This is a genomic window from Streptomyces sp. NPDC101776 (assembly GCF_044766845.1).
Classification (GTDB): Bacteria; Actinomycetota; Actinomycetes; order Streptomycetales; family Streptomycetaceae; genus Streptomyces.
Genome location: NZ_JBIWMV010000004.1, coordinates 320234 through 334942, shown reverse-complemented (window position 1 = coordinate 334942; position 14709 = coordinate 320234). Strand labels below are relative to the sequence as shown.

Annotated in this window: 16 protein-coding genes and 1 tRNA gene; 7 read left to right on the top strand and 10 right to left on the bottom strand. The window is 68.2% G+C overall.

The features are described from left to right. Position 1: 1 nt before the first annotated feature. Both ACIRRY_RS16755 and ACIRRY_RS16750 read right to left on the bottom strand, forming a co-directional pair. A complete protein-coding gene (locus tag ACIRRY_RS16755; protein WP_403972902.1) occupies positions 2-697 on the bottom strand; it encodes a class E sortase in 696 nt (231 codons plus the stop codon). A 21-nt stretch (positions 698-718) separates the two neighbouring features. Further along, positions 719-1498, bottom strand: a complete 780-nt coding sequence (locus ACIRRY_RS16750; RefSeq protein ID WP_403972900.1) for a DUF881 domain-containing protein — start codon at positions 1496-1498, stop codon at positions 719-721. Positions 1499-1652: 154 nt separating this feature from the next. On the opposite strand from ACIRRY_RS16750, the gene crgA reads away from it, so the two are divergent. After that, positions 1653-1907: a cell division protein CrgA gene (crgA, locus tag ACIRRY_RS16745; protein WP_019073554.1), complete on the top strand. Its 255-nt coding sequence runs from the start codon at positions 1653-1655 to the stop codon at positions 1905-1907. Between the two features lie 295 nt (positions 1908-2202). Here the strand turns inward: crgA and ACIRRY_RS16740 are convergent, their stop codons facing one another. Both ACIRRY_RS16740 and ACIRRY_RS16735 read right to left on the bottom strand, forming a co-directional pair. Then, positions 2203-3114, bottom strand: a complete 912-nt coding sequence (locus tag ACIRRY_RS16740) for a rhomboid family intramembrane serine protease (protein WP_403972897.1) — start codon at positions 3112-3114, stop codon at positions 2203-2205. Positions 3115-3212: 98 nt separating this feature from the next. Beyond that, positions 3213-3746, bottom strand: a complete 534-nt coding sequence (locus ACIRRY_RS16735) for a peptidylprolyl isomerase (RefSeq protein WP_403972895.1) — start codon at positions 3744-3746, stop codon at positions 3213-3215. Between the two features lie 317 nt (positions 3747-4063). Here ACIRRY_RS16735 and ACIRRY_RS16730 point away from each other — a divergent pair, with 317 nt between their 5' ends. Next, complete coding sequence (locus tag ACIRRY_RS16730) at positions 4064-4765, top strand: DUF5324 family protein (RefSeq protein ID WP_403972893.1); 702 nt, start codon at positions 4064-4066, stop codon at positions 4763-4765. A gap of 435 nt (positions 4766-5200) precedes the next feature. Here the strand turns inward: ACIRRY_RS16730 and ACIRRY_RS16725 are convergent. Further along, positions 5201-5273: transfer RNA gene (locus ACIRRY_RS16725), tRNA-Ala, on the bottom strand. Between the two features lie 179 nt (positions 5274-5452). On the opposite strand from ACIRRY_RS16725, the gene ACIRRY_RS16720 reads away from it, so the two are divergent. Beyond that, complete coding sequence (locus tag ACIRRY_RS16720; protein ID WP_019055167.1) at positions 5453-6001, top strand: DNA-binding protein; 549 nt, start codon at positions 5453-5455, stop codon at positions 5999-6001. A 190-nt stretch (positions 6002-6191) separates the two neighbouring features. Beyond that, the gene (locus ACIRRY_RS16715; protein ID WP_403972890.1) at positions 6192-7685 is read left to right on the top strand and encodes a protein kinase; all 1494 of its coding nucleotides are present in this window, start codon (positions 6192-6194) and stop codon (positions 7683-7685) included. Between the two features lie 62 nt (positions 7686-7747). On the opposite strand, the gene ACIRRY_RS16710 is transcribed toward ACIRRY_RS16715, so the two are convergent. Further along, a complete protein-coding gene (locus tag ACIRRY_RS16710; RefSeq protein ID WP_403972888.1) occupies positions 7748-9115 on the bottom strand; it encodes a hypothetical protein in 1368 nt (455 codons plus the stop codon). Between the two features lie 190 nt (positions 9116-9305). Next, a complete protein-coding gene (locus tag ACIRRY_RS16705; protein WP_003999697.1) occupies positions 9306-9434 on the bottom strand; it encodes a DLW-39 family protein in 129 nt (42 codons plus the stop codon). Between the two features lie 337 nt (positions 9435-9771). On the opposite strand from ACIRRY_RS16705, the gene ACIRRY_RS16700 reads away from it, so the two are divergent. Continuing rightward, a complete protein-coding gene (locus ACIRRY_RS16700) occupies positions 9772-10122 on the top strand; it encodes a DUF6344 domain-containing protein (RefSeq protein ID WP_403972885.1) in 351 nt (116 codons plus the stop codon). 603 nt (positions 10123-10725) lie between these two features. Here the strand turns inward: ACIRRY_RS16700 and ACIRRY_RS16695 are convergent. The 3 genes from ACIRRY_RS16695 to ACIRRY_RS16685 form a co-directional block, all read right to left on the bottom strand. Next, a complete protein-coding gene (locus ACIRRY_RS16695) occupies positions 10726-11025 on the bottom strand; it encodes a hypothetical protein (RefSeq protein WP_403972883.1) in 300 nt (99 codons plus the stop codon). Between the two features lie 534 nt (positions 11026-11559). Next, positions 11560-12018 (bottom strand): GNAT family N-acetyltransferase, encoded by a 459-nt coding sequence (locus tag ACIRRY_RS16690; protein ID WP_403972881.1) that lies wholly within the window; start codon positions 12016-12018, stop codon positions 11560-11562. Between the two features lie 63 nt (positions 12019-12081). Further along, positions 12082-12858 carry a GntR family transcriptional regulator gene (locus tag ACIRRY_RS16685; RefSeq protein ID WP_403972878.1) on the bottom strand — a complete coding sequence of 259 codons (777 nt, stop codon included), beginning with the start codon at positions 12856-12858 and terminating at the stop codon, positions 12082-12084. Between the two features lie 131 nt (positions 12859-12989). On the opposite strand from ACIRRY_RS16685, the gene ACIRRY_RS16680 reads away from it, so the two are divergent. Beyond that, complete coding sequence (locus tag ACIRRY_RS16680; RefSeq protein ID WP_403972875.1) at positions 12990-13319, top strand: hypothetical protein; 330 nt, start codon at positions 12990-12992, stop codon at positions 13317-13319. Positions 13320-13321: 2 nt separating this feature from the next. Further along, positions 13322-14659, top strand: coding sequence for an FtsK/SpoIIIE domain-containing protein (locus ACIRRY_RS16675; RefSeq protein ID WP_403972873.1), 1338 nt, complete (start codon positions 13322-13324; stop codon positions 14657-14659). Positions 14660-14709 lie beyond the last annotated feature (50 nt).

The following is a 14709-nucleotide window of genomic DNA, read 5'->3' as shown; positions in this document are numbered from 1 at the left end:
ACTAACGGCGCAGCGCGGCTGGTCTCCCGGCCTCCACGGGCTGTGTGGAGTCGAGATGGGCCCAGACGATCAGCCGGTGGCTGTGCCCCCACTCCGGATCGCACGTGGTCAGCGTGAGATAGCGGCCCGAAGCCGTGTACCCGGACTTACGTGGCACAGGATCGATCACCTCAATGTCGGTGGGCACTGTTTTGTAAGGCCCTTTGTCGATCCGATACGTGAACCAGGTGGTCCCGTCCGTCAGCACCACCGCGTCACCCTCGCGCAGCTTCGGAAAGTTCACGAAGGGGTTGCCGTACGTCCGCCGGTGCCCGGCCACCGCGAAGTTCCCGACCTGCCCGAGCCGCGCGGTGCCGGCGTAGTGCCCCAGCCCCTTCTTGAGGGTGCTCACGTCGGTGTCTTCGAGAACCGGCTTGTTCCACGTGAAACCAAGCCGCGGGATGTACATGATCGCGAAGGGCCTGCCGTCCTTGTAGGCGGCCGGTTTCGGCGGCGCGGAGGGGGTGGGGGTGGGGGTGGGGGCCGCCTTCGGGCGCGCGGTCTGCCGCGACCACTGGTCCTGCAACTGGTGGATCTGGTCGCTCATCGTGTGGTCGGCCTTCACGCCGGTCCAGAAGAGGACGTAGACCACGAAGAGGACGATCAGGGTGCCTACGGTGATGCAGAGTTCGCTGACGCTTCTGACGATCACGCGCACCGGCAGCTCCCGTACGGACGCCTACTCCACTGGCTTCGCGTAGTGCAGATCCACTGTGCCCGAGTACCCGGGAAGAGTCACCGTCCCGTCGTCGGTCACTTTCCACCCGAGCCCGTAGACGTCGACGTACACCATGTAGTTCTGAATCGCCTTGGACGCCGTCAGCGCCTGCTGGAGCTTCCCCGGATCCCCTACGGCCGTGATCTTGTACGGCGGTGAGTAGACCCGGCCCTGGAGGATCAGGGTGTTGCCCACGCAGCGCACGGCGCTGGTCGAGATCAGCCGCTGGTCCATGACCTTGATGCCCTTGGCGCCGCCCTGCCACAGGGCGTTCACGACCGCCTGGAGGTCCTGCTGGTGGATGACCAGGTAGTCGGGCTGCGGCTCGGGGTAGCCGGGAAGCTTGGCCGTGGCGTTGGGTGGGGCGTCGTTGAGGGTGACGGTGACGGCCTTGCCCTTGAGCCGCTGCGCGCCCGCGGTCTTCTCCAGTGCCGTGAGCTTCTTGTCGTCGGCGCCCGTGCCGGCGTCGTCCTCCTTTCGGAGGGAGTCGACCTCGTCGCGCAGGACCCCGTTGGCGTCGTTCAGCCGGCCGTTCTTCTGGCTGCGGGTCTGGATGAGGTCGGACAGCTTCAGCAAGGAGGCGTCCGTGCGGATGTTGGTGCCCTTGGCCGTGTTGAAACTGGTGAAGAAGATGAGCCCCGCGAGGGCGAAGACGGCCACCGTGAGAATCCGCACGGGACGGAAACGGCGGATACGGGCGGGACTGGTACCCGTCCCGGGGGAGTCGGCAGAATTGCTCAACGTACCCTTATCTCCTTCGGCGCCGCGGAAGCACTACGCTAACGGACGCCCGGGGGAGCACGCTGGCCCCCTTTCCACGGCCCCGTGGACACTGCCCCGGAGCCCGCCCCAGTTCCCTGCGCGGCCACGCAGCGCATCGACAGGAGAGACCCTCGTGCCGAAGTCACGTATCCGCAAGAAGGCCGACTACACGCCGCCGCCGGCGAAGACGGCGACCGCCATCAAGTTGAACAGCCGTGCCTGGGTCGCTCCGGTCATGCTGGCCATGTTCGTGATCGGACTGGCCTGGATCGTCGTCTTCTACGTCACCGACGGCTCCATGCCCATCGACAGCCTGGACAACTGGAACATCGTGGTGGGCTTCGGCTTCATCGCCGCCGGGTTCGGCGTCTCCACACAGTGGAAGTAGCGGCCTGACCAGCGGTCGAAGCTGCGGCCACCGCTCGGTGAACGCAGCTCTGCCCACGGCTTTCCGCTGAGTTATCCACAGGCCAGAGAAGTATCCACAGCAGGCCTGGGGAAAAAGAACGAAGATCTGTGGATAACCCACCGGGTGTTGACGCTGGTGTGACTGACACACCGGCCACCGCAAGCCTGTTCGCCCCCTGCCTGACCTGCACAAACACGGGTCAGCGACAGGGGGCACAGCTGTTCCCCCACGATATGCACAAGATCCGGCACACGCTGTGGACAACGGTTTGATATCAGCTGAGCTGAGCCGTCCTGATCAGCGTCAACACCACGACGACGACCAGGACGACCGCACAGGTGCCGTACTGGATCAGGGCCCGCCGCTCGCGCGGGGCGTGGACCATCGCGTACCCGGTGATCACACCGGCCACCAGGCCGCCGATGTGGGCCTGCCAGGCGATGTTGGCCCAGCCGAAGGTGAAGATGAGGTTGATCACCAGCAAGGCGATGACCGGCCGCATGTCGTACCGGAGCCGGCGCATCAGGACGGCGGTCGCGCCGAAGAGCCCGAAGATGGCACCGGAGGCACCGAGCGAGGGCTGGTTCGGGGCGGCGATCAGGTAGGTGAGCGCGCTGCCCGCGAGGCCCGAGACGAAGTAGAGCGCCAGATAGCGGGCTCGGCCGAGTGCCGCCTCCAGCGGACCGCCGATCCACCACAGGCTCATCATGTTGAAGAGGATGTGGATCACGCTGGCGTGCAGGAACATCGCGGTCAGCAGCCGGTACGGCTGGCCCTCGGCGATGCCCTCGACGGAGCCGAACTGCGGGACGTACGCCTGGCCGAGGAGTTCGAGGCGCTCGGTGAAGCTGTCGCCCACCACCTGCTGGACCAGGTAGAAGGCGACGCAGAGACCGATCAGGATCTTGGTGGCGAGCCGTGGATCCGCCGCCACCGTGCCGCCGGCGATCGTGCGGGGCTGGGCGGCGGTCGGGGTGTGACCCGTGCCGGAGCCGTCGCGCACGCACTCGGGGCACTGGAAACCGACGGAGGCGCTGACCATGCACTCGGGGCAGATCGGGCGCTCGCAGCGGGTGCAGCGGACGCCGGTCTCCCGGTCCGGGTGGCGATAACAGCCCGGCAGGCTCTGGGCATCCTGGGGCCGCTGTTCCTCCGGGCCCTGCGGGCTGCCTGGCGCCTGTTCCATGGGGTCCCCTCAATCCTTCGTACGCAATGCACCGCCCCGCCCATCCTTACGGATGAACGGGGCGTTTGGTTCCCGTCGGTAAGTACCGGTGCCGACCCTCAGATCTTGCGGGTCTCGACGACGACCGACTCGATGACGACGTCCTCGACCGGGCGGTCGGTGCGCGGGTTGGTCTTCGTGCCCGCGATGGTGTCCACGACCTTCTGACTCGCCGCGTCGGTGACCTCACCGAAGATCGTGTGCTTGCGGGTCAGCCAGGCCGTCGGGGAGACGGTGACGAAGAACTGCGAGCCGTTGGTGCCCGGCCCGGCGTTGGCCATGGCCAGCAGATAGGGCTTGTCGAAGCGGAGGTCCGGGTGGAACTCGTCATCGAACTGGTAGCCGGGGCCGCCCGTGCCGTTGCCCAGCGGGTCCCCGCCCTGAATCATGAAGCCGCTGATCACCCGGTGGAAGACCGTGCCGTCATAGAGCTTCTCCGCGGACTTCACACCGGTCTTGGGGTTGGTCCACTCGCGCTCACCTGTGGCGAGCTCGACAAAGTTCTTGACCGTCTTGGGCGCGTGGTTCGGCAGCAGCCGGACTTCGATGTCGCCAAGGTTCGTCTTCAGGGTGGCGTAAAGCTGCTCAGCCACGGGCTGCCTTCCGTTGTCTTCCGGTGACCTCACAGATCCTCGCACGCTCACCGCGCCGCGTCGTCCGACGACCTTCTCCCGGGGCCTTTCCACAGGATCCACTGGCAGAAAACCGGCCGAGTGAGTCCGGGACAGGGGCACCGGCCGGGGATCCGTGGCATTGTCGACGACAAGCTCCCGTTCCCCCGGATTCATCCGTATTGCACGTGATCGTGACCCGGATGCCCGCCCTCACATGCCCGGTAGCCCGCCGACAGGCATGATCCGTAATTGGGTGGATAGACGAAGAACCGTACGCCACCGAGGAGGAGGAACCCGTGACCCGCATCGACAGCGTGCGCTCCGCGACCGGATCGGCGAAGGACAGCGTGCTGCACGCCGCGGAAGTGGTGGCGCCCTACGCCGACACGGCCAAGGACAGGGCCTCGTACTACGCCCATGAGGCACGCGTACGACTCGCGCCCAAGGTGTCGCTGGCCGCGGACCAGGCCCGCGTCCAGTACGGCGCCCATGTCGTGCCGCGCCTGGAACAGGCCCGCACCCATGTACCGCCGAAGGTCGACCAGGCCGCCCAGGAGGCCGCCGTCCGTACCCGCAAGGCCGCCCAGCAGGCCGCCGAGTACTCACGGCCCAGGATCGAGCAGGCGGTCGCCGCCGCGGGCCCGGTCAAGGACGAGGCCGCCGCACGCGGTGCGGCCGCGCTCGCCGCACTGCGCGGCCAGGTCTCGTCCAAGGACATCCAGAAGCTGGTCCGCAAGCACGAGCGGCGGGCGAGGGCCGGCCGCCTAGCGAAGGGGCTGGCGGTGCTGGGCATCCTGGCGGGCGGCGCTTTCGCCGCCTGGAAGTGGTGGGACAAGCAGGCCAACCCGGACTGGCTGGTCGAACCGCCCGCCGCGACCGAGGTGCCCGAGCCGGGGCATCTCACCTCGGTGGACGGCAGCGCCCAGGCCGTGCTCGACCCCGAGGTCGAGGCCAAGCAGGCCGAGGACGAGGCCGCGGAGAACGACGACCACCGCTGACGGCCGACACTCTTCCAACATCGCCGCGGGGCGGGAGACTTGAGAGTCTCCCGCCCCGCGGCGATGTTTCACGTGGAACATCCGGAGCATCGCGGCCGTACGCGGACGGCGTCGATTTCCTGACGTACGCGAGTTGCCTGCGATGACGTTTGCAACGACCCAGGTGTACAAGCGGCGCACAGACTCCCTTAACGGACCGCACACCCCTGATTACGCGTCCGTATTCACACCAGCTCACACACCTCCCGCACACGCGGGCACATCATCGCCACATCGCGCCGATCACCGACGCGACACCCCTCGAACTCCACCCGACGCCGATATTTGCGCAAACAACTGCAACGAAGAGTCGCCCTTTGCGTGACGCACGTCACCTCTTGGGCACAAAGAAACACCGGCCGGACGCCACTGAGGGCGACCGGCCGGTGCGGGATGTGGAGCCTAGGGGAGTCGAACCCCTGACATCTGCCATGCAAAGACAGCGCTCTACCAACTGAGCTAAGGCCCCGCTAGAGAAGCCCCTACCGGTAGAACCACACACCGATGAGCTTCGTGGACCAGCGTACCGGGTCACCCCGGGTATCTCGCAAAAATTTGGGGGTCCCGGTGAACGACCACTCTCCGTAAGATGCTCGTCGTGGTTCGCTAGAGCGAACCGCGGTTTTGGGGAAGCGATGGGGAGACGCAATGGACGCCGCACAGCAGGAAGCCACCGCCAGAGCGCGGGAGCTGCAGCGGAATTGGTACGGGGAGCCTTTGGGGGCGCTCTTCCGTAAGCTCATCGACGATCTTGGGCTCAACCAGGCTCGTCTCGCGGGGGTGTTGGGACTGTCCGCACCGATGTTGTCCCAGCTGATGAGCGGTCAGCGGGCGAAGATCGGCAATCCCGCGGTGGTGCAGCGGGTGCAGTTGCTGCAGGACCTGGCGGGGCAGGTCGCGGACGGCAGCGTGAGCGCGGCCGAGGCGACCGAGCGCATGGACGAGATCAAGAAGTCCCAGGGGGGCTCGGTGCTGAGCAACACCACGACCACGACGAGCAGTTCGGGAGCGCCCACGGTCAAACGGGTGGTCCGCGAGATCCAGTCACTGCTGCGCTCGGTGGCCGCCGCGGGCGACATCATCGACGCGGCCGACACCCTCGCCCCGACCCACCCCGAACTGGCAGAGTTCCTCCGGGTGTACGGCGCAGGCCGCACCTCCGACGCGGTCGCGCACTACCAGTCCCACCAGAGCTGAGCCCCACGGCCCGGCCGCCGATCGGGGGTTCGGCAGCCGGGCACGCGGTCGGCGAGGGCACGAGGGGGTCGTGCCGCTCACCGGAAGCACGTGCGCAACAGCCGCGAGGAAGTGCCATGAGGGGGAGTCGTATCGCTCGTCTCGGGGGAAGCAACGGGGGTAGCCGAAGGGGGAGGAGCGACGCACAGCCATGGGTGAGGTCTTCGCCGGCCGGTACGAACTGGTCGACCCGATCGGGCGCGGTGGTGTCGGCGCGGTCTGGCGCGCCTGGGACCACCGGCGCCGTCGCTATGTGGCCGCCAAGGTCCTGCAGCAGAGCGACGCGCACTCCCTGCTGCGCTTCGTAAGGGAACAGGCGCTGCGGATCGACCACCCCCATGTGCTCGCACCGGCCAGTTGGGCCGCCGACGACGACAAGGTCCTGTTCACCATGGATCTGGTGGCCGGCGGTTCGCTCGTCCATCTCATCGGGGACTACGGTCCCCTGCCCCCCGCCTTCGTCTGCACGCTGCTCGACCAGCTCCTCTCCGGTCTCGCCGCGGTGCATGCGGAAGGTGTCGTGCACCGTGACATCAAGCCCGCGAACCTGCTCCTCGAAGCCACCGGCACGGCCCGTCCCCGGCTGCGCCTGTCCGACTTCGGCATCGCGATGCGGCTGGGCGAAGCGCGTCTGACGGAGACCAACCTCGTGGTGGGGACGCCGGGTTACCTCGCGCCCGAGCAGATGATGGGCGCGGAACCGGACTTCCCCGCCGACCTGTTCGCCGTAGGACTGGTGGCGCTGTATCTGCTGGAGGGGGCCAAGCCGGACTCCAAGGCGCTGGTGCAGTACTTCGCCGAGCATGGGACCCCGGGGGCGCCCAAAGGGATTCCCGAGGCGCTGTGGCAGGTCGTGGCGATGCTGCTGCAGCCCGATCCGCAGGCCCGCTTCCGCACGGCCACGGGGGCGCGCAAGGCGCTCGCCGCGGCGGCGGAACTTCTGCCGGAGCCGGGACCCGACGACGAGCTGGTCGAGATCTTCGACCAAGTGGGGCCGCTTCCTTCGGGGTTCGCGCCCGAGGGACCGCTGAAGCGGGCCTCCGGGGTGGACACGGGGGCGACGACGTCCGCCACGCCGGCCGGGTCCCCCGAACCCGAGAACGACCTCGGTGTCGGCACCGGCGGCAGCGGCAGCGGCACGAACTCGGCCTGGCCCGGCACGGACTCCGTGCCCGTGGATCCACGACAGGGCGTCGCCGCCGAGCCGACCCCGATTCCGGCACCGCCCGTTGATCCCCCTTCCCTGCCTTCCCCGCCCCTTTCCCCGCCACTGTCGCCGATGTCGGACACCGGCAGCTTCCATCTGCCGCCCCCGCAGGCCCCGTACGGACAACAGGTGGAGCATGCGGACGAGGCACAGCAGATAGGCCAGGCGTACCAGGTCGGCCGGTACGAGCCGCCCGTGTACGCCTCCCCCCATGACCTCACGCATGCCCTGTCCTCCCCCCAGCCGCGTCCTGATCCCTCTACTGCTTCATACACCGCTCAGGTCCCGCAGGTTCCACCCTCGGCGCCGCCGGTTGCGCAGCACCGCGGCAGGCGGGCCCGGCGCCGTCCCGGGCCGCCCGCGAAGGTGGCGATCCCGGTCCTGCTGCTCGCGCTGGCCTGCTACGCGGTGGGGTTCTGGGCACTGACCCGCATCTGAACAGTGCGGGGCGGCGCGGCGCGGACCCGTGCACGGCGGTGTGGAGCGGCATGGGGGAGTGATCAGAGGGCGGTCGTCGAAGCCCGGCGCCGGGCCGACACCGTCCACACGCCGAGCGTCGCCAGCAGCAGGCTGCCCGCGCCGATCCCGGCCACCGCGAGCACCTTCATCGCGGTGTCGCCGTCTCCCCCGGCACTCCCCGCGCTCCCCGCACTCCCGATGCTCCCCGCGCTCCCCGCGGCGGCCGCCGCGCGGTCCTGTGCGGTGACCTCGAAGACGTTCCGGGGATCGGGCTCCGCCGCGTACCCGGGACCCGTGTGCGCCGTACCGGCGAGGCGCACGCGCAGCGTCACCGGGAACGGTCCCTGGCCGAAATCGTCGGCCACCTGAGCGTCGAGGTGCACGACGAGGTAGTACGACCCGGCGAAGCGCATCCCGTTCACGTGGTCGACGACGGAGAAGCGGTTGCGGTACTCGACGGGCGGCAGGGGGTCCAGTGCCACGGACCTTTCGCTCCCCTGGTAACTGATGCCCGCCTGGTCGACGGAGCCGCGCACGGGGTTGTAGAGGGCCAGGTCCAGGGCGCGGGTCACATAGCCGCTGCCGCCGTCCGTGGCGCCCAACTCGGCGGTGACGGACAGCTGTTGGCCCCAGTCGACCGGCACCTTGTAGAAGAGGGTCCGGCCGGGCCCTATGTCGTCCCGCCACACGCCCTGTCCGACGGCGACCGCCCCGGCGAACCCCGAACCGCCCGCACGGCGCCGGGTCTCCCCCGTGACGGCCTCGGGCGAAGCGGAGTTCCAGTCCTGGGGCGGGCCGGTCGTGCCGGCCTGGGTCAGCGGGGGTTCCGACACCGCGGTGAGCTCCAGGCCCCAGGTGTCCGGCGATGAGTCCGACGCGTCGACGCGCTGGACGAACACGTAGTACTTGCCGCTGCCCTTGCACAGGATCCTGCCGGCCTCCCGCACGGCCCAGGCGGCCACGGGGTGGGGGCTCCTGCCCGCGCCGAAGGTGGCGCTCCGGTGGGTGCAGGCGGTGCCCTGGGCGTTCTGCATCGACACCTTGATGCCGTCGGTGGCGGCGACCGTGGTGCCCGCCGGAGGCACGGCGGTCACGGACACGTAGGTGTTCGATGTGGCGTCGAGATCGAGGCCGTAGTAGACGCCGGCGCCTTTGGGGAGGGAACTCCGGTACGTCCCACCGGCCTTCAGTTCTTCCGCGTCGGCGGTGCCGGTCGCCGCGTCGACGACCCGGTCGTCCTGGTCGTAGCCGTAGGAACCGGGGGATCCGGCCGCGAGGGCGGGCCGGCCCGTGAGGGCGACCGTCGCGCACAGCACCGCAGCGAGGACCACGACACGTCGTACGGCCCCGGAGACGGGCGTACGACCGTCCTGTGCCCGCGTCCGCCACCACGCCGTACGCCGCCCCATCACACGCCACCCCTCGTCGTTGCTCCGGACGTGGCCCATCCTGCCCCGCACACGCGCGTGGCATCCGGGCAATCGTGCGAGCGTCCGAAACTCCCGGGTCGTGGCGGCCGTACCCGCACGGCGGCGGGGGCGCAACACAAAGCCCCGACCGCAAGGCGGCCGGGGCGTGCTCAGAACTGGATCTCGGTACTCACGAACCCGTGGGCACGGAGTCGGTCGCCTCCGTCCACAGATCCTGCTCGGCGCGATCCGCCTGGATCTGGCGGTACACAAGGAGCCCGCCGATGGCGGCCAGTGCGACCAGGAGAAGCTTCTTCACCGCGCGACCTCGTCTTTCCTTGACGTAGGGGACCTCTGTCGCCCGACTATACACACCGACCGAGACCGATCGGTGACCTGCGTCCGGGGCCAACTCCCGCCCGGGACAGCGCAGTAGAAGCGGACGTGACCGCTCCGATCGGAGGGTGATCACACCTCCACGGACGGTTACTTCGCCCGCCTTTCGCGCATCTTCGGGCATTTTCGGGCCTCTTGCACCCATCCGAGTGGTGTTCATCAGAACATCGACGCGCCACGGGCGTCGGTCCACCACTTCGCGATGCCCATACACATCATGAGGAAAGTACGCAAATCGCCCAACCTGAAAGTGAGGGGCCATGGCCCAGATCAAGGTCATGAAGTTGTGGAACGCCTTCGTCACCGGCTTCCTCGCGCTGTGCACGGCGCTCGGACTCATCACGGTCACCGCGGCGGCCGCCGCCGCGACTCCGCGGTCCGAGGCGACGAGCACGAGCGCGGTCGCCCAGGCGACGACACCGGCGGTCTCCCCCTGGACCTTCACCAGGTCCCTGCCCCCCACGATGAAGCAACGCATCCGCGCCGAGGCCCACGGCAAGTCCCCGAGCTGCCGCCACCGCCCGCCGACGGACACGGACGAGGCCACAGAGGCCGTGGACCAGGCCGAGCGGTCGGACCACGCCGAGCCCGGGTCGCCTCTCCAGCGCTGATCCTGGCGCCACCCGCACCCCGGCACGCGACGTCTCACCGTCCTTGCCCGACCTGTCACCGGCCTTGGCCGACATGTCAACCGGCCTTGCTCAACCTGCCCGACCACCCGCCCCCTCTGACACAGCGGCGAACTTGCGTACAACGCTTCAGAGAAGACACCGAGGACCCCAAGAACCCCGGCCCGTCGTGGCCGGGGTTCTTGTCGTCCGCCCCTGGCTCGGCCTTCCCCGGGTGCACGGCGCGGCACGGCACGGCACCGCACCGCATCCGCGAACACGCACCACTGGAAACGCCAAAGACCCCCAACCACAACCGGTTGGGGGTCCTCGTGCTGGTGGGGCTAACAGGATTTGAACCTGTGGCCTCATCCTTATCAGGTCGATCAGGGGGTCTGTCGACATCGACCAACGGCCCCTTCGCCTCCACCAATCGTCCACTGAGGTGCGGCGCCGAACGCTGCTGTTCGTGCTTGTTGGTGTCAGCCACTGGTGTCAGCCGCCGCACGTGGTCTTGACCAGCACCCACCGCCAAGAGCATGGCCCACCTCATATTGCCCTGCCAAAGCCTTCCACTTGCCGCCAAGCCTCGGCCGACCCGACGACTCAGTACCGGAAGCGCGCGGTATCGCCGTCGATCCGCAACAGGAAGTCTCTGATGACCTCGCCCCCACTCTCGGGCACCAATTCAAGGCCAAGCGCATAGATCGCCTCGTCAGCCTTGATGGCCGCGTCCTGGTCCTTGCGCTCCCAGGCAGCACGAGACGCGTCAATGAACGGCTTGAGGGCCGGCCAGCCAGTTGAGGGCTCGAACCGGCAGTCGGTCCAGAACATATCGATGGCTTCGAGTGTGAGTACGCCGACGACCTCATGACCTCGGCACAAGCGCCAGACCTGGTCTTCCATCACGGCCCCCTTCATGGAAGTTGCACGGTATCGCGGCCGTGGATTCACAGAGCACGCATCGACACCGCCCTGAACGTCCGTTTCCGGCAGAAACCACAACCTTCCTCAGCTCCCATCCCGTCCGCCGTCGACCCACACACCGTGGAGCGGGCGTGGTTCATGGCGTCCAGGTGGAGCGCGCCACTGTACGAACGACCTGGACGCCATGGGCCGCGTCTGCTCGGCTCTGCCTGGGTCGATGGTGGTCGGGATGGGAGCACCGCGCGCACGCCACTACGGGCCTGCGGTCGGCAACGGCGCCCCCTCCATCCCGGTGCCGGCCGATCCCCCGCCGGAGGCATTGTCTTGACCGTAGGCCGCTCTATGCAGTGATCGACTCATGGCCACCGGCCCTTTCCACATGTGGGCGCGCGTCGGCGGCGGCAGCGCCGAGCGGGCCGAAGGCAGGAGCGCGGGCGCAGCCAGAGCCGGGAAGCGCGCCCGGCGGAGCGGAGCGTAGCCGGGGCTTGATGAGGTAGAGAAACCTGTAACAGCTCAGGCGTCCGGGGCGACGTAGCAGATGGCGGGGATGCTCTCTCCGTCGCCAAAGTGGTGGGTAGTCTCGCCGATCTTGCGCCAGCCGAGCCGTTCGTAGAGGCGCCTCGCGGGAGCGTCCTTGGCCATCACATCGAGCACCAAGCGGAGATCATGCTGACGGCCGTAATGCATCGCGGCATCTGTCAGGCGTCTGCCGGTGGCGTGCTTCCGTGCTGCTTGGACGACGAATAGCCGACCGAGAACGGCTACGTGCAATTCATCGTCGCCGCTCTGCTCGATCCACAGTGAGACGGCGGCTTCGCCGTGCGGACGCATGACGGCTACGTGCCCAACGACTTCCCCGTCCATCTCGGCCACCCATGCCGCAAGGACATCGTCGGAGCTGACCCATGCCTCAGGGTCCTCTACTCCTTCGACCGGGTACCCATCGGTCTCGTGAACCTTGATGAGTGCCACTGCGGCTCCGGGTAGGTCATCGCTCTCGAAGGGGCGCACGACCGCAGGATTCACCATCAACTCCTAGCTCTCGACGGGCAGTTCATAGAGCAACCCGGTTTGGTCCGCTCGGTGCACGTAGCGCGAAACCTCGAATGGCACTCCGTCTTGATCAAGGCTCGTGTGCAGCACTTCGAGGACTGGCACGCCCGGCAGGAGACTCAGGATGGCGGCCTCTTCGGGCGTCGGCATCCTCGCGCTGATCTCGTCTCGCACGCGCGTCATGACGTGGCCAAGATCTTCAAGGCGGCCGTAGATGCCGTCCTTACCGGTCTTGGCCTCCATCAGCAGAGTGCCTTGAGCCTCGTCCCATCGCACGTACGTCGAAACGATCTGCACCGGTTCGTCATCGGCGAAGTAGTGGTTCTCACGGTGTACGACGCTCTCCTCGCCCACAGGGACCTTCAAGCGCTCCGCGACGTCTGCCGGCGGCTGCTCACGAGTGATCGAGGGGACGTCGATCCGCGCGACCTTGCCTTGGCGCTTCGCTTCGAGCCGGAACGGCGTCAGTCCCGTTTCCCGGTTCTTGAGCGAGTAGCGATCACTCCCGAAACGGAACAGTCGCTGCGGCTCGCGCACGAACACGCCACTTCCGTGCTTCGCCGTGACGAGTCCCTGCTCAGCAAGCAGCCGGATCGCCTCGCGTGCGGTGTTGCGAGCCGAACCGTACTGCTCGGCCAACGCCCGTTCTGACGGCAGCTTGTCGCCGCTACGTAGGCCTCCGCTCTCGATCTGACGGCGGAGATCTTCGGCGATGCGGCGGCTGGGCTGTTGCGGAGTCGAGGGACGGGTGGACGTCATGGCCACACTCTAGCAACTGGCTCAAGCCACCTGCTTGACCCTGGCGATGACGTGTGCTCAACTGGCTTAAGCCAGTAAGTGGCTCAAGCCAGTTGGCACAGCAAGAACGTGCCACGAGCAGGGAGTGACGTGTGCCGTCCTTCAAGATCGATGTTTCGACCGCTGTCGTCTTCGTGGCGACCGCGCCGGCGCCGAAGCTCGCCAACAAGCAGACCGGGGAGCGGGCCATGGACCGGGAGACCGGCGCGGGCCTGTCGACCGTGGGCCTGCTGATCTCCGACGAGGGGGAGGGCAACCTCTACCAGGTCACCATTCCCGAGACCGGTCTCCCCGAGGGGCTCACGCCGGGTACGCCGGTGCGTGTGGTCGGGCTCAAGGCCCGTGACTGGGAGAACGAGTTCAACGGGCAGAAGCGGCACGGAATCTCGTTCCGCGCGGTCGCGGTAACGGCGGGGGCCTGACCATGACGGACCTGGCGACCTGGCTGGAGGCCGGGACCATAGCGGCTGGCGCCGGTGGCCTCGGCTACGCCAAGTACAAGGCCCCGCGCGTGTACTGGTCGATGGTGGGCCTGCCCCTCACGTGGGGCCGGTTCACCTGGACCTACCGCGACACGATGGAGGTGTGCGGGCTGACGGTGCAGCCGTCCGGCTTTCGCGCCTTCGTCAAGCGCAACCTGGCCCGCAGCGAGGTGCGGCCGGTGCCGCCGAAGGTCCGCCGGGTGCGGGGTACCTCGACCGGTCTGCGGGTCACTCTCCGGCTCCCGGCCGGCCTGGAGCCCGCCGATCTCGCCGCGTCCTCCGAGCGACTGCGTCACGCGTGGGGCGTGCGGTCGGTGATCGTGCGGGAGACCAAGCCCGGCTATGTCGAGTTGCGGATGACCGGCTGGGACGTGCTCGCCCGGGTCACGCTGCCGCGCAAGGCCCAGCCGCGTGACCTGGTCGTTCCTGTCGCGCTGCGGGAGGACGGCACCGTGTTCGTGCGGGACTACCGCAAGGTGCCGCACGCCCTGACGCTGGGTGCGAACCAGTCCGGGAAGTCGATGTATCAGCGCAACCTGATCAAGGGGCTGGCTCAGTTGCCGGTCGGTCTGATCGGCATCGACTGCAAGCGCGGTGTCGAACTCGGCCGCTACGCGTCGCGTCTGTCGGCGCTGGTCACCGATCCTCAGTCGGCCGGTGACCTGATTGACGCACTGGTTGCTGAGATGGAAGAGCGCTTCGACCTGCTGGCCCTGTACGGGGTCTCGGACCTGTGGGAACTGCCGGATGAGGTCCGGCCGGTGCCGCTGGTCGTGCTGGTCGACGAGATCGCGGAATTGTTCTTCGTGACCTCGAAGAAGGATGAGGCGGCCCGCGATCACACGGTCATGAACCTGGTGCGGCTGGGTCAGATGGCCCGTGCGATCGGCGTCTATCTGGAGGTGTGCGGGCAGCGCTTCGGCTCCGACCTGGGCAAGGGCGCGACCGCGCTGCGTGCTCAGCTCACCGGCCGGGTCGTGCACCGCGTCAACGACAAGCAGACCGCCGAAATGGGGCTCGGCGACATCGCCCCGGATGCCGTGGTGGCCGTAACCGCGATCGCCCCGGACCGTCCCGGGGTCGCGGTGGCCGGTGACACCTCCGGTGGCTGGTCCCGCATCCGCACCCCCGAGACCACCCCCGGCGAGACAGCGGCCGTGTGCCGCCAGTTCGCCCACCTCACCCCGAAACTGCCCTTCTTGGCGCCGTTCCGGCCGGTCGGGCAGATCGTGCCGCCGATGCCGGCCGTACCGCCTGCGGTGCCGCAGCAGATCCCCTGATCCCCGCTCCATCCAACGCACGTGTGCCACGTCCCTACCCGAGCCATGCC